General features: G+C 43.6%; 14 protein-coding genes and 1 pseudogene. 3 read left to right on the top strand and 12 right to left on the bottom strand.

What is annotated here, in order from left to right; all coding sequences use genetic code 11:
• Window positions 1-294 precede the first annotated feature (294 nt).
• From P5683_RS17560 to P5683_RS17535, 6 genes and pseudogenes are all read right to left on the bottom strand, one after another.
• Window positions 295-705, bottom strand: a complete 411-nt coding sequence (locus P5683_RS17560; protein ID WP_006624113.1) for a hypothetical protein — start codon at window positions 703-705, stop codon at window positions 295-297.
• A 94-nt stretch (window positions 706-799) separates the two neighbouring features.
• Window positions 800-2,029 (bottom strand): ATP-binding protein, encoded by a 1,230-nt coding sequence (locus tag P5683_RS17555; protein WP_006624114.1) that lies wholly within the window; start codon window positions 2,027-2,029, stop codon window positions 800-802.
• A gap of 36 nt (window positions 2,030-2,065) precedes the next feature.
• Window positions 2,066-2,368 carry a histidine kinase dimerization/phospho-acceptor domain-containing protein gene (locus P5683_RS17550; protein WP_006624115.1) on the bottom strand — a complete coding sequence of 101 codons (303 nt, stop codon included), beginning with the start codon at window positions 2,366-2,368 and terminating at the stop codon, window positions 2,066-2,068.
• 12 nt (window positions 2,369-2,380) lie between these two features.
• A complete protein-coding gene (locus P5683_RS17545; RefSeq protein WP_008052980.1) occupies window positions 2,381-2,707 on the bottom strand; it encodes a GAF domain-containing protein in 327 nt (108 codons plus the stop codon).
• A 102-nt stretch (window positions 2,708-2,809) separates the two neighbouring features.
• A pseudogene (locus P5683_RS17540) lies at window positions 2,810-3,283 on the bottom strand (GAF domain-containing protein).
• A complete protein-coding gene (locus P5683_RS17535; protein WP_006617108.1) occupies window positions 3,284-3,724 on the bottom strand; it encodes a response regulator in 441 nt (146 codons plus the stop codon). It abuts the pseudogene before it with no gap.
• Window positions 3,725-4,084: 360 nt separating this feature from the next.
• Between P5683_RS17535 and P5683_RS17530 the strand changes: the two genes are divergently transcribed.
• Window positions 4,085-5,305 carry an HhoA/HhoB/HtrA family serine endopeptidase gene (locus P5683_RS17530; RefSeq protein WP_006669221.1) on the top strand — a complete coding sequence of 407 codons (1,221 nt, stop codon included), beginning with the start codon at window positions 4,085-4,087 and terminating at the stop codon, window positions 5,303-5,305.
• A 167-nt stretch (window positions 5,306-5,472) separates the two neighbouring features.
• On the opposite strand, the gene P5683_RS17525 is transcribed toward P5683_RS17530, so the two are convergent.
• From P5683_RS17525 to lpxC, 6 genes are all read right to left on the bottom strand, one after another.
• On the bottom strand, window positions 5,473-6,342 hold the full coding sequence (locus P5683_RS17525) for a DUF4435 domain-containing protein (RefSeq protein ID WP_315640699.1): 870 nt from the start codon (window positions 6,340-6,342) through the stop codon (window positions 5,473-5,475).
• A complete protein-coding gene (locus P5683_RS17520) occupies window positions 6,339-7,688 on the bottom strand; it encodes an AAA family ATPase (protein ID WP_315640701.1) in 1,350 nt (449 codons plus the stop codon). Before P5683_RS17520 ends, P5683_RS17525 begins: the two co-directional genes overlap by 4 nt.
• Window positions 7,689-7,706: 18 nt before the next feature.
• Window positions 7,707-8,864: a lipid-A-disaccharide synthase gene (gene lpxB, locus P5683_RS17515; RefSeq protein WP_315640703.1), complete on the bottom strand. Its 1,158-nt coding sequence runs from the start codon at window positions 8,862-8,864 to the stop codon at window positions 7,707-7,709.
• A complete protein-coding gene (gene lpxA, locus P5683_RS17510; RefSeq protein ID WP_006617111.1) occupies window positions 8,861-9,673 on the bottom strand; it encodes an acyl-ACP--UDP-N-acetylglucosamine O-acyltransferase in 813 nt (270 codons plus the stop codon). Before lpxA ends, lpxB begins: the two co-directional genes overlap by 4 nt.
• A 118-nt stretch (window positions 9,674-9,791) precedes the next feature.
• Window positions 9,792-10,286, bottom strand: coding sequence for a 3-hydroxyacyl-ACP dehydratase FabZ (gene fabZ / locus P5683_RS17505; protein ID WP_006624126.1), 495 nt, complete (start codon window positions 10,284-10,286; stop codon window positions 9,792-9,794).
• Between the two features lie 10 nt (window positions 10,287-10,296).
• Window positions 10,297-11,142 carry a UDP-3-O-acyl-N-acetylglucosamine deacetylase gene (gene lpxC, locus P5683_RS17500; protein ID WP_006624127.1) on the bottom strand — a complete coding sequence of 282 codons (846 nt, stop codon included), beginning with the start codon at window positions 11,140-11,142 and terminating at the stop codon, window positions 10,297-10,299.
• A 628-nt stretch (window positions 11,143-11,770) separates the two neighbouring features.
• On the opposite strand from lpxC, the gene P5683_RS17495 reads away from it, so the two are divergent.
• On the top strand, window positions 11,771-13,366 hold the full coding sequence (locus P5683_RS17495) for a diguanylate cyclase domain-containing protein (protein ID WP_006624129.1): 1,596 nt from the start codon (window positions 11,771-11,773) through the stop codon (window positions 13,364-13,366).
• Window positions 13,367-13,846: 480 nt separating this feature from the next.
• Entirely contained in the window at window positions 13,847-14,959 is a 1,113-nt protein-coding gene (locus P5683_RS17490) for a CAP domain-containing protein (RefSeq protein WP_006669223.1), read from the top strand.
• Window positions 14,960-15,055: the final 96 nt, after the last annotated feature.

Here is a 15,055-nt window from a genome sequence, read left to right as displayed (position 1 = left end):
TGGGTTTGACATATCTGGCAATAGGTTTATCCTCAACTCTTCTCGCTTATTATACCCTATTGCCCTAAAATATTAACCTAATTTGAGATTAAATCATGCTCTTTACTGTAGCAATGATTGCCTTGCGATGCAGCCTACACCCATTCGCTTCCAGATCCTTGAGTTACTGGCCCAAATTCATCTTGTCTGCGGGGTGGCGGGAACCGTTTTATATTCCCAAGGTATGGCGGTGGGGGTTTAATCCGGTTCCCAGAAACTGAATTTACGATAACAGGGAGAAAATCGCCAAAATCCCTACGAGTCTGGATTGGCTCGTTTCAACAAATCAGAGCGAATTAAACCACCCATCCAAGTCCAGTTTGTGCGTTCTTCTTTTGGTATAAAATGAGCCATGACAGTATCTGGACTACTTTGATAGAAAGTCTTAATTTCTGCCCGTGCCCACAGTCCCCAAGGCGCTCTGACCAGAATATGATCTCCGACCACAAACACCTCACCCTCAGAATTGTCAGCCTGGGGAAGTTTCACCGCCACTTTCGGCTTATGTTTAATGGGTTTTGAAGGTTTCACGGTGCGACTAGGAATGTGTTTGACAGTCCCAGTAGACCGAGAATGTTCTTGGGTGTTGGTAGTGGGCGATTCGGAACTAGGCTCAGGGGGTTTGTTTGGTCTAGTAACTGCTAAAATTTTGTGATTGCTATTCATTGACACTCCTGGATGCTACATCTCACCATATCCTTTGTTCCTATTTTGGCATCCTTGTTCCGCAAATCCAAGATGATATTTGGAACTTAACCGCTCAAAGATCTGGGTTTCCGGTAATAAAAGCCAAAATTCGGTCAAATTCAAAATTATCAGCCCATCCCTTTAATAAATCAGCCCAAGCGCCATGATACTCTGGAATTTCAGCAATCAAGGCTAGAATTTCCGGTTCGTTGGTACACAAAACCGCTTGATGTAGTTGCTCTATCCAAGTCGTCGGCATCACTTGCAGGGAGTCCCTGTCAAGGGGGACAGCAGGCTGGTTTTGCAGATCGGAAGTTAATGATACATCCTCTACAGGACTTCCTTCGTATAGATAGCGCACCCCTAAGTATTGAGCCATCTTATCAAAAATCACTGCTTCTCGAAAGGGTTTACTGACAAAATCATCACAACCCATAGCTAAAATTTGCGATCGCTCCTCTTCAAAAGCATGAGCTGTCAGAGCGATAATGATAGGGGCGCGATCTGGTGGTATCGTGGCTTTAATCTGTTTAGTAGCTTCCAAACCATCCATAACTGGCATTCTCATATCCATCCAGACCAAATCAGGTTGCCACTGAGCGCACATTTTAATCGCTTCTAAGCCATTCTCAGCCGCCTGCACCTCAAAACCCACCTTAGACAGTAAACAGACCAGTACCTGGCGATTTTCTTGGGCATCTTCTACCACCAAAATCCGATAAGATGGTTGTCCGTCAGCTAAAGCAATCACCCGTTTTTGGATAGGTTGAGCCGGGATTTCTTGAGGGTCTGCTGCTTGTACGAAAATGGTAAATCTGACTATTGTACCCTTTCCCACCTCGCTGATAATCTCAATTTCGCCGCCCATCATTTGTACAAATTTCTGGCTAATTGGTAATCCTAAACCCGTCCCTTCATTAGACTTATGACCCGTTTCAGTTTGCCCAAATGGTTTAAATAGCATATCAATTTCATCGGGAGCAATTCCTAGTCCGGTATCTTCCACCTCAAAACTGAGGACAGTTAGATCAGGGGTTTCATAGTTCTGAGACTGAACTCGCAGGGTCACTCGTCCTGATTCCGTAAACTTAATGGCATTTCCCAATAAATTAATCAAAACTTGTCGCAGTTTATTTTCATCGGTTTTCACATAGGGGACAAAATTATGATGCACCTGAAACTCTAATTTTAAGCCCTTAGTTTTACTTCTTAAACCCAGCATTTCGTGTAAGTTTCTCAGAAGATAGTAAAGGTCAAAACTGATTTGATTAAACGTAATGCGACCCCCTTCAATTTTCGACATTTCTAGGACATCGTTAATCAGTTCTAACAGATGCTCTCACGAACGACCAATAATTTTGATATATTCCTGTTGAGCTAAATTTAACTGTTCATCCCTAGCCAGAATTTGGGTAAAGCCTAAGATAGCATTTAAAGGAGTGCGTAACTCATGACTAATTTTGGTGAGAAATTCACTTTTAGCTCGATTAGCCGCATCAGAGGTTTCTTTGGCTTTATGTAACTGTTTCATCAGTTCTACTTGTTGGAGAGCGACACCTAATTGATTGGCAATTTGAGCTAATAGACTCACTTCTCGATGCATCCACTCTCTGGGGAAATTGTGTTGATAGGCGGCAATCATTCCCCATTGAGTTTAGCCTAAAAATACGGGAGTAATCATATAGGATCTAATCATAAATTCATCGATGAGGACTTGATGAGAATTAGAAAGGGTGGATTTGTAAATATCATTAACTGCCTGTTGATTATAAACTTGATTGAGATTTCCTTGGGTCTCTTTCCAATGCCAAGACAACCAAGTATTAGGGTCAGTCATATTGATAAACTGGGGGCAGTTTGGGGCTACCGACTCAAACAAAAACTGGCCGTTTCCTTGGGGTAAAAGTCGGTAAACCACAACGCGATCGCATCTGAGAATTTGGCGCACAGCTTGAGCAGTAGCCCTCCAAATCATATCCATATCCAGGGTTGGGCGTATGGTTTCAATTCACCTAGATAAAGTCCTTTCCTGTTGAGCGGCTTTGGTTTGTTCTGGGGATTGTTTCTGCGCCTGGGTGAGCAATTATGCTTGTGGCAAAGCCACCACCAATTGTAGGGCTATTTTCTGTACAAATTCGACCTCAGAACTTTTCCAATTGCGAGAATATGAGCATTGATGAATACATAGTAAACCCCAGAGATGGCTCCCTTTTTGCCTGGGAATTACCAAATTTTCTCTCACCTAAAACTTAGCCAAAAGTTGAATATAGCAAGGGTCTAAATTTGCTTCATAAATATCAGCAATGGATTGAATGCGGGAGTTTTTGTATTCCTCCACAAATGAATTGGCGAAACAAGAATCATGAACTTGCCAATTTAAAGCTGATTCAAACTCAGGTAAAACATCTTCCGAGACAAAATTACCATCCCGGTAATTAGAGAGGGGATGAAAGCTAAATATAGCCACTCTGTCGGCGTTCAAAAGTTGACGGACTTCGGCGGTAGCTGTAGCCAAAATTGTGTTAATATCTAAGGTGCGCCTGATTTTATCAATCACTTAGGCTAAGGCTCGTTCTCGTTGGGCTTCCCTGGCTAAGTGTTCGGCTTGGCGACGTATTTGAGTTTTGACTCGCACTAGGACTTCTTCTACCTGAAAAGGCTTAGTAATATAATCTACTCCACCTATAGTAAAAGCCTTGACTTGATCAGGAAGTTCATCTAAAGCGCTCATAAAAATCACCGGAATTTCTGCCGTAATTTCATCAGCTTTCAGTTGCAAACAAACCTCATAACCGTCCATATCAGGCATTTTGATATCTAGTAGCACCAAATCAGGAGGTGACGCTTTAGCCGTAATCAAGGCCATTTTTCCTTTGGTCACTCTCCTGACATTGTAGCCCTGCTCCGTCAACATTTGGGAAAGCAGTCGCAAGTTATCCGGTTTATCGTCAACCAGTAAAATATTGCCAAATTGGGATGTGTTTGGGGGCCGCATCATTAGCGTGTCGGTAAACCGGATAGCTAGAATAGGTAGCCAATAGTCAAGGGAATTGACAAAATACCTCAAAATCGAGGACAGTTGATATTTTCCCCCAATGGTTGCCTTGAGAGCAACCCTACCATTTACCTAGAAGGTAAGCAGGAGGGCTGTCTTGTTTATAGATATCCCGCCAGGTGAGGTGGGATGTCTCGCAGTTTCCTAGTTTACCATAATTGCTGTCCAGGGATAATTTTTGATAACCGCTCCTGTAGCGGGGTTGGTGCTGGTCGTTCACAGAGATGTCATATCAATGCTACAACTTCGCCAAATCTCTCATTTAATCTAAGAACTATCAAGCGATTAATGGGAGTGTTAACGATGCAAGATTCTCTAAAATCCTCTGTGCGTCCTATTCAGCCTGTGGCTTATTTATCGATGCTTTTGTTGGGTGCGGGGCTTACTTTTGGTGTTGTTTCCCTTACTCCTAATGCTGGTTCTTCCCGTGAAAGTACCGGTGAAACTAACAGTGGAGCGGCAGATATGAACCCTGGGATGGTTTCTCCGGGTCACGTTTTGGCACAAAATCCTAATGTAGTCAGTGCTGTGGTGGAGCGGGTGGGAGCAGCAGTGGTTCAAATTGATACAGCCAGAACTGTAGAAACTCAGATTCCTGATGTGTTTAATGACCCGTTCTTCCGACGGTTTTTTGGCCAACGACTCCCTAGTGGTCCGGGGCGGCGAGTTGTTCAGGGTTCGGGTTCCGGTTTTATTGTGGGTTCTGATGGTCGGATTTTGACTAATGCTCATGTGGTGGAGGGAGCCACCCGAGTGCGGGTGACTTTGCGCGATGGTCGCCAGTTTGATGGGGAAGTGTTGGGAACTGACCCGGTGACTGATGTGGCTGTGGTGAAAATTCCGGCGCAAAATCTCCCAACTGTGAGTTTGGGTAATTCTGACCGATTGAGACCGGGAGAAATGGCGATCGCTATTGGTAATCCCCTAGGCTTAGAAAACACTGTCACCATGGGTATTATTAGTGCTACCGGTCGCTCTAGTGGCTCTATTGGCGCACCGGATAAACGGGTGAGTTTTATTCAAACTGATGCGGCGATTAATCCGGGTAATTCGGGGGGACCTTTACTTAATCAAAATGGTGAGGTCATTGGTATGAACACGGCTATTATCCAAGGCGCACAGGGTTTAGGTTTTGCTATTCCGATTAATCGGGTTGGGAATATCGCTGATCAAATTGTGGCTAATGGTCACGTTGATCATCCATTTTTGGGTATTCAAATGGTGAGTTTAAACCCCGAAGTTAAGCAGAATATTAATAATGATCCCAACAGTGGTTTAAAGGTTGATACAGACCAAGGGGTGTTAGTTGTCCGTGTGGTTCCTAATTCTCCAGCGGCTCAGGCTGGACTCCGAGTGGGTGATGTGATTTCTCAAATTAATGGTCAAATCATTCGGGACGCAGCGGAGGTTCAACAGTTGGTTGAACAAACGGGAGTAGGTCATCAATTACGATTGGAATTACGCCGCAATGGTCAAAATCAAGGTTTCGCTGTTCGCACCGGAACTTTGAGAGAACAAAGTTAGGTTAACTTGACATTAACTACACCTGGGGACAATTAGTTGGGTTGTTGGCAACTCTCCTAAACTGTCCCCTCCATTTTATAATTGACAGGCTGTATTTAATTTCTGGGTTTCCTGTATGATAGTTGTGGGGATATGTCCGATTATATTAAGCACCTAATATCAAGATTTTAGGCTGGTGGTTCTAAAATTCTAAAGGGTTGGTTATCCCTTTCCCAACGGCAAATTTCAGAGTAGAGGTGGGTTTTATAAAAGTAGGCTTTTTCGTAAGCAAGTCGCAGACTGCGATCGATTATCTCAGGTTTAACATCCTGGGAATTATGAGAACCAATTGCTTTGCATAAAGCCAAAGACAATATTTCTACTAAATCATGACCACAACAAATTTGCCAAGGATCGTCACTTTGACTATTTAAATTCGTTATTTTAGAGATAATATCTGGAGTGCTTAGATAGGACTTTTGGGATTTATTTTTCACAACATCAATTAGCTTTTCGTAGGCAATCTTGATTTGATTTTTATCAACAAACTTACTAAAATCAATACCCTGAAAAGTTAAGTTTAATCCTTCCGTCTGGGAAATCCAACGCAAATATCCGACAGGCTTTCCGGCTGCTAGTAAAACCTCCCTAATATCTCCCGGAAAGCTAGATATTTTTGATTCTGAACCAAATTCATCCAAGACTTTATTAAAGGCTAGAGAGTTTAATAACATGGTTTCTAGGTCGTGGGTATCTGTCCTAAGTAAATTAGAACTATAACTGGGTAAATCATCAATTAAGTGATCAAAATCAGCGTCAACAATTGCTACAACTCCTGGAAAATCTGAATTTTCGAGTTTTTGGAGAACATCAATAACAAGCTGCTTGTTAGATGGCTTACCAGCAATGATGACAGATTGACAAACTGATTTATCAATAAGCCAATTATAAAAAATCCTGTCAGTATGACCTTCAACTAACAGAAAAGTACCTTTAAATGTACTTCGCAATAGGCGGACTTTATTAACCTCACGGTCTACGGAAATAAACTCTCTCATTTGGGTCCCTGGAGTTCCACTGTCAAATCCCAACGGTCTTGAATGATATCTGGAGAATGAGTAGCCATTACAATATTGAGTTTGGCGAGTTTAGTGATTTCTTGCAAGTCTTTGATAAACTCAACTTGCCAGCCAACATGAAGGGATAATTCTGGTTCATCTATTAATACTAAAGAATCGGGTTTAACTTTAAATAGTAATTCATATATAAGGATTAACTCATGTTGTTCGCCTGATGATAAATCCGTTGGGCAAAGTTCATTATTGAAAACTTGTTTATATTCAGATAATGATGATTTATAGGATGATGTAAAAATAAATCCTTGGTCTTTACTAAAGCCAATATTTTTATAAGAATAGGCGAACTTTTTGTTAATTATTTTACGAAACAAATCAATTTTGTCTGCTATATCATCGAAAACACTTAGTTTTTTATCCATGTCTTCTACATAAACAGATAAGATGTTTTTGGTTGTTTCGTCTATAGATGGTGGATGAATATCAACTTCTGAACTTTCATCTTGATTCAACAAACCCACTTCCATAAGTCGCGATCGCATTTTATCAAGATGGTCTAATTTATCATAAAGTTGCTCATCTGTTAAGTAAGTTGATGGCTGCTGCTGAACCACTCTGAGGGGAAAGGTTCTATCGAGAGATTGAGATATTGTGCCATATTCAGTAAATTTGTGTTGCATTTTTTGCGCTAATTCACGGGAATATACGGATACTGTTGATAAATCAGATAATCTTTTATAAGCGATTCTGCGTTCATAATTAGAGGCAATATTGAGGAGTCTTTGTGATTCTATAAGTCTGACATTAATCTGCCTCTGTAAATCTTGTAGCCACTCAGGTTGTTGTTCACATTTAATACCTCTCAATAAATCTGGGAACCTATCTACAATGTCTGATATTGAGAGCATTTCTTCCGTGGGTAAGTATCGCCACCTTTGAGGACCAACCCGCATAAGTTCAGGAATTAGATAGTCCAAGTCACTGATAGAAATTTCATCAATATCATTGATTTGGGACTTGTCTAAAATAAAGGTTTCGGAATTTTTAGAAAAATTAAACCTGATGGTATTTGATTGGTCTTGTCTGCCTGTTTTTTTATCGATTTCCAGAGAATTACCATCATCAAATTCTACTTTAAAAGTTTCAAAGGGAAGATTTATTAATTCTGAATACTGGCAATTAAATAAGCCGTTAAGTAGTTTCAAAATCACGGTTTTGCCAAAGCCATTAGGGCCGTGAATGATGGTCATTCTATCATTTAAATTAACAGGAATTTCGTGGTTAAAAATTCCAAATAAGCCGCCAACATAAACTTTAATGATTTGCATAAATTTACCTCGGATACCTCAAGTTTTACCAGCATTTAAAATTTCTATGGCTGCCCGATCGCCTGCTCCTTCTCCCCCCAATACCTGGCGCATTTGTCGATATTCAGTTAACATTTGTTCTCGTTTGGTGGAGTTGGGAAAAAGTTGGATAACCTGGTTGACAATGGCTTCTGGTGTAACTTCATCTTGTAGCAATTCTGGCACAATTTCCTTCATTTGGACTAAATTGGGAGGAGCCATAAAGGGGATGGAAAAATGGAGAAGGTGACGAGCGACCCAAGCGGTAATTTGACTCACTCGATAAACGACAACTTGGGGAACTTCCAGTAAAGCTAATTCAAGGTTAACGGTACCTGACTTGGCGATCGCCAAATCAGCGCCGGCTAGTACATCAGTTTTATTTTCTACTAAAGAAGCCCGGAGATTATATTGTAAAATACCCCGTTCAATATCTGCCCGATACTTTTCTAAAGATAATGGAATCCAAAAACGCACCAATGGAAACTGAGCCTGAAGAGTGGCGGCGGCTTGAAATATAATGGGCATTAAATAGCGAATTTCCTGCTGTCGGGAAGCGGGAAGTAAGGCGATCGCTATTTCCTCAGTAGCAATACCCAAATTTTCCCGGGCTTGGTGGCGGCTGGGGTAGGCTGTAATCCGGTCAATAAGCGGATGCCCTACCCAGGTCACTTTCGCGCCTTTAGCGGCAAAATAGCGGGCTTCCTGGGGAAAAATGGCAAGGATGCGATCGCTAAAATTGACGATTTGATTAGTATTGCGCGATCCCATAGACCAAACCCACTCCTGGGGGGCAATATAATAGATAATGGGAATCTCGGGGAATCTGCCTTTAATCAGATTACCGATACCGATATTAGGTCCCATGTAATCAATTAAAATAGCGACATCGACAGGGTTTTCTTGCAGATAACGCCTGACCCTAGCCTGCATTTGCAATGTAGGGATAAAATAGGGCAAAGACTCCCAAATTCCGACCGCACCAATAGCGGTAGTATCCCCCAACAATTTGGCTCCGGCGGCTGCGGTTTGCGGCCCTCCCAAAGCGGTAATTTCCAAGCTATAACCTTTAATTTCGGCTTGTCGGCGCAAGGCTGCTACCAATAGCGCCGCCTGCATATCTCCTGAAACCTCCCCGGTGCTAATAAAAATCCTCATGGCGCTTCTGGTGTGACCCGTTTTCCCGGAATAAGACCGCGCCTTTCCGGTGTGAGTGAGAGACGGACAAAATTAATCAAATGGTCAAGATAGGAATTTTGGGGGAGTTGTTCCAATTGAGCGATCGCTTCTGAGAGACGGTGTGGGGTGCGGTATAAAATCCGAAATGCCTTTTTAATTAGTCCCAACTCCTCATTAGTCAAACCCGCGCGTTTAAGACCGACAGAATTAAGCGATCGCACTCGGGACGGGTTGCCTTCCACTAACATAAATGGTGGTACGTCGCGGTCAATGCGACTCATACCTCCAACCATAGAAAACTGACCAATGCGGACGAACTGATGGACTCCCAAAACGCCGCTCAACCGTGCTTTAGACTCAATATGAACATGACCCGCCAAAGCTACCCCGTTGGCAATTACCACTCCATCCTCAATGGTACAGTTATGGCCCACATGAACATAAGCCATAAGTAGATTACCATTGCCAATTTTGGTAGCTTCTCCGGCGTAGGTAGCCCGGTTAATGGTCACATATTCCCGAATGCGGTTGTCGTCGCCAATGGTAACAAAACTCACCGCCCCCTCGTATTTTAAATCCTGGGTTTCCAACCCAATAGCAGCCCCCGGAAATATCTGGTTTCTGGCTCCTATTTCTGTCCATCCTTGAATGACGGCATGGGGGCCAATGGTAGTACCAGGGCCGATTTTTACGTTTTCTCCAATAACGGCGTATGCACCCACCCGCACGGTCGGGTGCAACTGAGCACCAGGCTCGATCACTGCTGTCGGGTGGATTAAAGTGGTCATGGAAATCAAATATGTTACTGATTGACCAAATTGGTTTGCTGCCGCAATTATACGGAACTGTGGCAATTCCTGAACCTGATCTGGTGTAATTCCATTGGTCCAGTTTAAAGTTTAGGCTTTAGTCTACCAGGGAAAACATTAGTTCTCCTTCACAGGTTCTTAGCCCATCAACTTCGGCGGCTGCTTGCATATAAGCAAAACGACGGCGTTTGACGGACAGTAGTTGTACTCGCATGATTAACTGGTCGCCGGGAACTACTGGGCGACGAAAGCGGACTTTATCAATTCCCGCAAATAGGAATAGTTTACCTTCCATGTCTGGCAGTTGGGTCAGTACAATGCCGCCGACTTGAGCCATGGCTTCTACGATTAGCACCCCAGGCATAATTGGCCGACCGGGGAAGTGTCCCTGAAAGTGGGGTTCGTTGATGGTGACATTTTTAATTCCGGTTGCTCGTTCTCCGGGAATATACTCGATAATGCGATCGACTAGGGCGAAAGGATAGCGGTGGGGTAGCAGTTTTTGGATTTCTGCGATCGCTAAAGTGTTTTCCGGTGCTAATTGTGAGTTGTTGTTATCCTGAAGATCGGCGGTCGTGTTAACTGTGGACATTCTTTAAATATTAAACGTTGCTGTTGGTAGGGGTTTGGCTAATGCGGCGCACTAACTCGACGTGCAAGTGATGACCAGCTTTATAGGCGAGATAGTGGGCGAGTGGGATAGTTCCCAGTAAACTGAGATCTCCTACTAAGTCTAAGATTTTATGACGCGCTGGCTCATTTGCAAATCTTAGGGGCGGATTTATCCAACCCGAATGGGAACAGACGATCGCATTATCTAGGCTTCCTCCCTTGATTAATCCAGCTTTTTGTAGGGCTTCTATCTGTGAGGCTAGGGTGAAAGTCCGGGCGGGGGCAATTTCTGTGATAAAGTTTTGCTCATCGGGACTCCAACTATGCCACTGGTTCCCGATAGCCGCCACTTCAAAATCAATGCCGTAGGTAAATCGGGTTTCGGTGGAGGGTATAGCCATCACGAAGGCATCTCCCTGACGCACAGAGATTTCTTGATTGAGGGGTGCACTAGGCTGTGGTTCAATTTCTTTCAGCCCGGCTGCTGCTATGGCTTCTGACCACGGTTTGGCGGAGCCGTCTAATAGGGGCAATTCTGGTCCGTTAACTTCTATGCGTGCGTGACTGACTCCCCCTGCGGTGAGGGCAGATAACAGGTGTTCTACGGTGCGAATACTGGCGCTATCACTATTTCCCAGTTCTGTTGATAGGGTGGTAGACCTTACTGATTCACAACTGGCTGTAATTATTGGGCATTCCGGTAGGTCAACTCGGACAAAGTGCCTTCCGCCTCTGGTGGCTGGCAGAATTTTTACGGTGGTGATTTCACCGCTATGGAGTCCGACTCCTGATTGGCTTATGGCTTGGGCTAGGGTGTATTGTTGAGCAAGACTCATGGGACTTTATGAATTTATGGCATTTATGACCGCTCATGATACAGTTTGACGCACCCTAGGCGCGGATCGTTCAGGGTATATGCACAAAATGTCGTTTTTGTCAAGAGGCGGATTTGGGGCGATCGCTTTTTCCTCAAAAACTCGTGCATCGGGATTTTTAAATTTTACTCGGATAATTTTATGAGGGGCGATATAATCAGGGTTTTAGCTGCTTTTTTGGCGTATAGACACAGCAAAGCCTTGGCAGCGATTTATATGATGATACTCTAACCCGCATCCTGTCGTCAAGTTTTTGAGAGAAGTTATCAACAAAAATTTATCAATCTTTGGAAAATCAAAAGTTTTTGCCTCAATACATCAGGGAAACTTAACTAAAGCCGGGATTCGTTGGAGTAGTTATGGCTATGTAGTTTTGTAGAGTCCCTGAAGGGAGCAACTGATGGGTGGGCCATTAGCCAGGTAAAGATGGAGATATTTCGTCTAGGGAATAGCCCATCATAGCAGGGCTGTATCTACTGTTATATCAAGATTTGTATCACTAAGGAACAAAGTCGGAAAAACCAACTTATCCTAAAAGAAAGACCGTTTAATAATAACAAAAAGCTAATAAAAATTGAGGTAAACCAGAATGATGGATAAGTATTTGTGTCCGTGCTGTTCTGAGCCGCTTCTCATTCATATTATCGCCCATAAGAAAATTGGCTTTTGTATGAACTGTCATCAGGAAATGCCACTAATTGAGCAAAGTCGGCAAATGGCTACTGTGACCGAACCTGTAGATGTTAGCACCATAAACACAGAGCAACTGAGTCGGGATCAAGTCTCTCGGGGAACCCTCCAGACCACGGCGGCGGGAATTTGGATTTTGGATCGCCAGACGAAGACGGCATTTGTTAATCCGAAAATGGCAGAAATCCTGGGATATATTCCGGAAGAGATGATTGGTAAATCTCTGTGGAAATTTATGGATGAGAGACACCCAGCATTTTCGGCGATCGCTCACCAAAATCACCCAGGCGATCGCGAAGAGAAATATAATCTGAGTCTGCGACACCGTTTAGGAAAATCGGTTTGGGTAACACTGTCGGTGCGTCCCCTATTTGATGAAGAAAACCAGTTTGAAGGAAATCTCTGCATTGCCATTGACACCAGTTCCCAAAAAGTGATGGAAGATGCCATCAAGAAACAATCACAACGGGAAGAAGCCATGGAAAGGTTAACCCAAGTGATCCGAAATTCCCTGAATTTAGAGCGGATATTTCAGATGGCAGTGACTGAACTGGGGAAAATTTTTAAAGTCGAGTCGGTGCAAATTGTGCAGTTTATTGCCCAAGGCAAATCATGGTTAAATAGGGCTGAATATCGACAACCGACTAATTCTATATTGGCTAAAATCCCATCTAATTCGGGTAAAACCTACACTAAACAGGTGGGGTCGGAATTACGGTCAGTGTTGCGATCGCTAACCCTGAAGGTCCCCAATTCCCAAGATGAAGCCACCATTCAAGACTTCCTACAAAGCTGTCCAGGGGGGTGGCTACCAATTCCGCTGTATAGTCGCAGTCGTTTATGGGGAAGTTTAAGCCTAGTGATGACTGACCCCGGTTATCAGTGGCAAGAGTCCGACCTGAAACTGATCCATGGTTTTGCCAATCAACTGTCGATCGCCATTTATCAAGCCGAACTCTACCACCAGCTAGAAGAGTCTAACCGCAAACTCCAGCAACTTGACATCATCGACAGTCTCACCGGACTGGTAAGCCGTCATGGGTTTAATGATTATCTCAGTCGCCAATGGCAGCGAATGATGGAGGAACAAGCGCCGCTATCTCTGATTTTATCGCGCGTTGAAGATTGGGAACAATACCGAGAGCAACAGGGTGACAACGCCGCTGATCAATGTTTGCGTAATGTTGCCAAAATCATTAAACATACTGTCACCCACCCTCACGGTTTGGTTGCTCGTTATCAACAGGCAGAATTTGCGGTATTATTGCCTTCTACCAATACTCGATGGGCGGTGCGCCTAGTGGATACTATCCAGGAACAAATTGGACAACTTAGCCAAGTGTCGATTTATTCCCAAAGATTACTCAGTTTTGGGGTCGCCAGTAGCACTCCGGCGATCGGTTCACAGACTCAAACCCTAACTATGGCTGCAGAACAAGCCCTTAATCGGGGTGCTTCTCGATTTTGTCAGTGTCTGCTTTCCCAAAAAGACTAAAAAAAGAGTTGTTGTCTATTAGGCAACAATTATGAAACCCTCCCATGCCTTCTGATTCGATTGACCACATTTCTGGCTTCCGACAACATATCTGGGCGATCGCGCTCGAAGCGCGATCGCCTTTTTTGTCTATCGCTGCAACCCCCATAAAATAGGAATTTATCCGCGATTTTACCATCTATTTGTCAAAGTATTTGTAGCTTTTAAAAATATCTAAACCCGCCTAGACAATATTACAGCTTGTTCACCAGTCGCTTAATACATTGCCCTCACCCTAAATCCCTCTCCCAGAGAGGGAGAGGGACTTTGAGAAGTGATCAGATGATTTATGAACAGGCTGTAATTGTCTGAAGGGAGTCAAAATTAAAATTAAATTATGCTAAGAATTATCACTATATGTAATTATTTGTAAACTCCTAGCCACTTTCCCAAAAATCATCTACCATAGAAAAAATTGGCAACCATCATCTACATGGAATCATGCTTTTTGACATCATCACCGAAAACGGATTAGACCTAGGTATAGCTACTCCTGGGAATGACAGAATTATCATGTCTGAACTTCCCCCAGAACAGCTTTCCTATTTTAGATCCTCACCTTTTCCAGATGCGATCGCTCTGTTGGCGGGAAATGATTATGCAGTGAATGATAATACCGGACGCATTTTCTACGGAAACCAAGGCAATGACACCATTATTGGAGGCGGTGGCAATGATACCCTTTTTGGTGGTAAGGATAATGACTTATTAGAAGCAGGTGGCGGTAATAATCTCCTATTCGGTAATTTGGGTAATGATACCCTAATTGGAGGGTCGGGAAACGATAGTCTTTATGGCGGCGCTGGTAATGATGTGATTATTGGAGGTCCGGGAAATAGCCTGATATCCGGCGATAAAGGCTTGGATACCTTAACAGGAGGGGGAGGCGCTAATCAATTTATCCTAGCTTCATCAACTGCTGACCGGGACCTAATTACTGACTTCCAGCCGGGAGTTGATAAAATCATTGTTCCTAATGGCGCGAGACAATTAGTAGTTCAAGCCTTAGACCCTTTCACCACCGAAATTCTCGAAAATGGTGGCGTATTAGCCACATTAAATAATGTCAGCATTTCATCTATTAGTACCAATGACTTTATCGGTGGCAGAATATCCATTCAAAACACAACCACAGATCATTCTGATGATGGACATAACCAAGTCTTTGAGCAACAGGTGCTACAACTGGTCAACCAAGAACGCGCCCAGGCGGGTTTACAGCCCTTATCTTTGAACCCCCTATTAAACCAAGCCGCACGAAACCATAGCACCAACATGGCGCGGCAAGATTTCTTTAGTCATACTGGGCTTGATGGTTCTAGCCCCAGTGACCGCGCCCGAGCCGTAGGATTTACATCTGGGGTCGGAGAAAATATTGCCGCAGGTCATCGTACACCAGAATCTGTTGTTGAGGGGTGGATGGATAGCCCAGGACACCGCGAGAATATCCTCAATCCCAGTTATACCCAAATTGGTATTGGTCACTACTTCCTCGCCAATGACACTGGAAGTTTTAATTTGAACAACTACTGGACCCAGAAATTTGCCTTTTAGCAGTAGGTTGGGTGAAACTCCGTGAAACCCAACACCGTCAATTGGGTGGAGGTACGCAACCCAACACCGTAGGTTGGGTGAAACTCCGTGAAACCC

The organism is Limnospira sp. PMC 1279.21 (genome assembly GCF_032349615.1).
GTDB classification, from domain to species: domain Bacteria; phylum Cyanobacteriota; class Cyanobacteriia; order Cyanobacteriales; family Microcoleaceae; genus Limnospira; species Limnospira fusiformis.
Note: the sequence above shows the minus strand (reverse complement) of the source record. Positions and strands in the feature narration are given on the sequence as shown.

Coding starts and splice junctions, on each gene's coding strand:
- P5683_RS17560 (WP_006624113.1), bottom strand. CDS start 705: ATGAATAGCAATCACAAAATTTTAGCAGTTACTAGACCAAACAAACCC.
- P5683_RS17555 (WP_006624114.1), bottom strand. CDS start 2,029: ATGTCGAAAATTGAAGGGGGTCGCATTACGTTTAATCAAATCAGTTTT.
- P5683_RS17550 (WP_006624115.1), bottom strand. CDS start 2,368: ATGATTGCCGCCTATCAACACAATTTCCCCAGAGAGTGGATGCATCGA.
- P5683_RS17545 (WP_008052980.1), bottom strand. CDS start 2,707: ATGGATATGATTTGGAGGGCTACTGCTCAAGCTGTGCGCCAAATTCTC.
- P5683_RS17535 (WP_006617108.1), bottom strand. CDS start 3,724: ATGATGCGGCCCCCAAACACATCCCAATTTGGCAATATTTTACTGGTT.
- P5683_RS17530 (WP_006669221.1), top strand. CDS start 4,085: ATGCAAGATTCTCTAAAATCCTCTGTGCGTCCTATTCAGCCTGTGGCT.
- P5683_RS17525 (WP_315640699.1), bottom strand. CDS start 6,342: ATGAGAGAGTTTATTTCCGTAGACCGTGAGGTTAATAAAGTCCGCCTA.
- P5683_RS17520 (WP_315640701.1), bottom strand. CDS start 7,688: ATGCAAATCATTAAAGTTTATGTTGGCGGCTTATTTGGAATTTTTAAC.
- lpxB (WP_315640703.1), bottom strand. CDS start 8,864: ATGAGGATTTTTATTAGCACCGGGGAGGTTTCAGGAGATATGCAGGCG.
- lpxA (WP_006617111.1), bottom strand. CDS start 9,673: ATGACCACTTTAATCCACCCGACAGCAGTGATCGAGCCTGGTGCTCAG.
- fabZ (WP_006624126.1), bottom strand. CDS start 10,286: ATGTCCACAGTTAACACGACCGCCGATCTTCAGGATAACAACAACTCA.
- lpxC (WP_006624127.1), bottom strand. CDS start 11,142: ATGAGTCTTGCTCAACAATACACCCTAGCCCAAGCCATAAGCCAATCA.
- P5683_RS17495 (WP_006624129.1), top strand. CDS start 11,771: ATGATGGATAAGTATTTGTGTCCGTGCTGTTCTGAGCCGCTTCTCATT.
- P5683_RS17490 (WP_006669223.1), top strand. CDS start 13,847: ATGCTTTTTGACATCATCACCGAAAACGGATTAGACCTAGGTATAGCT.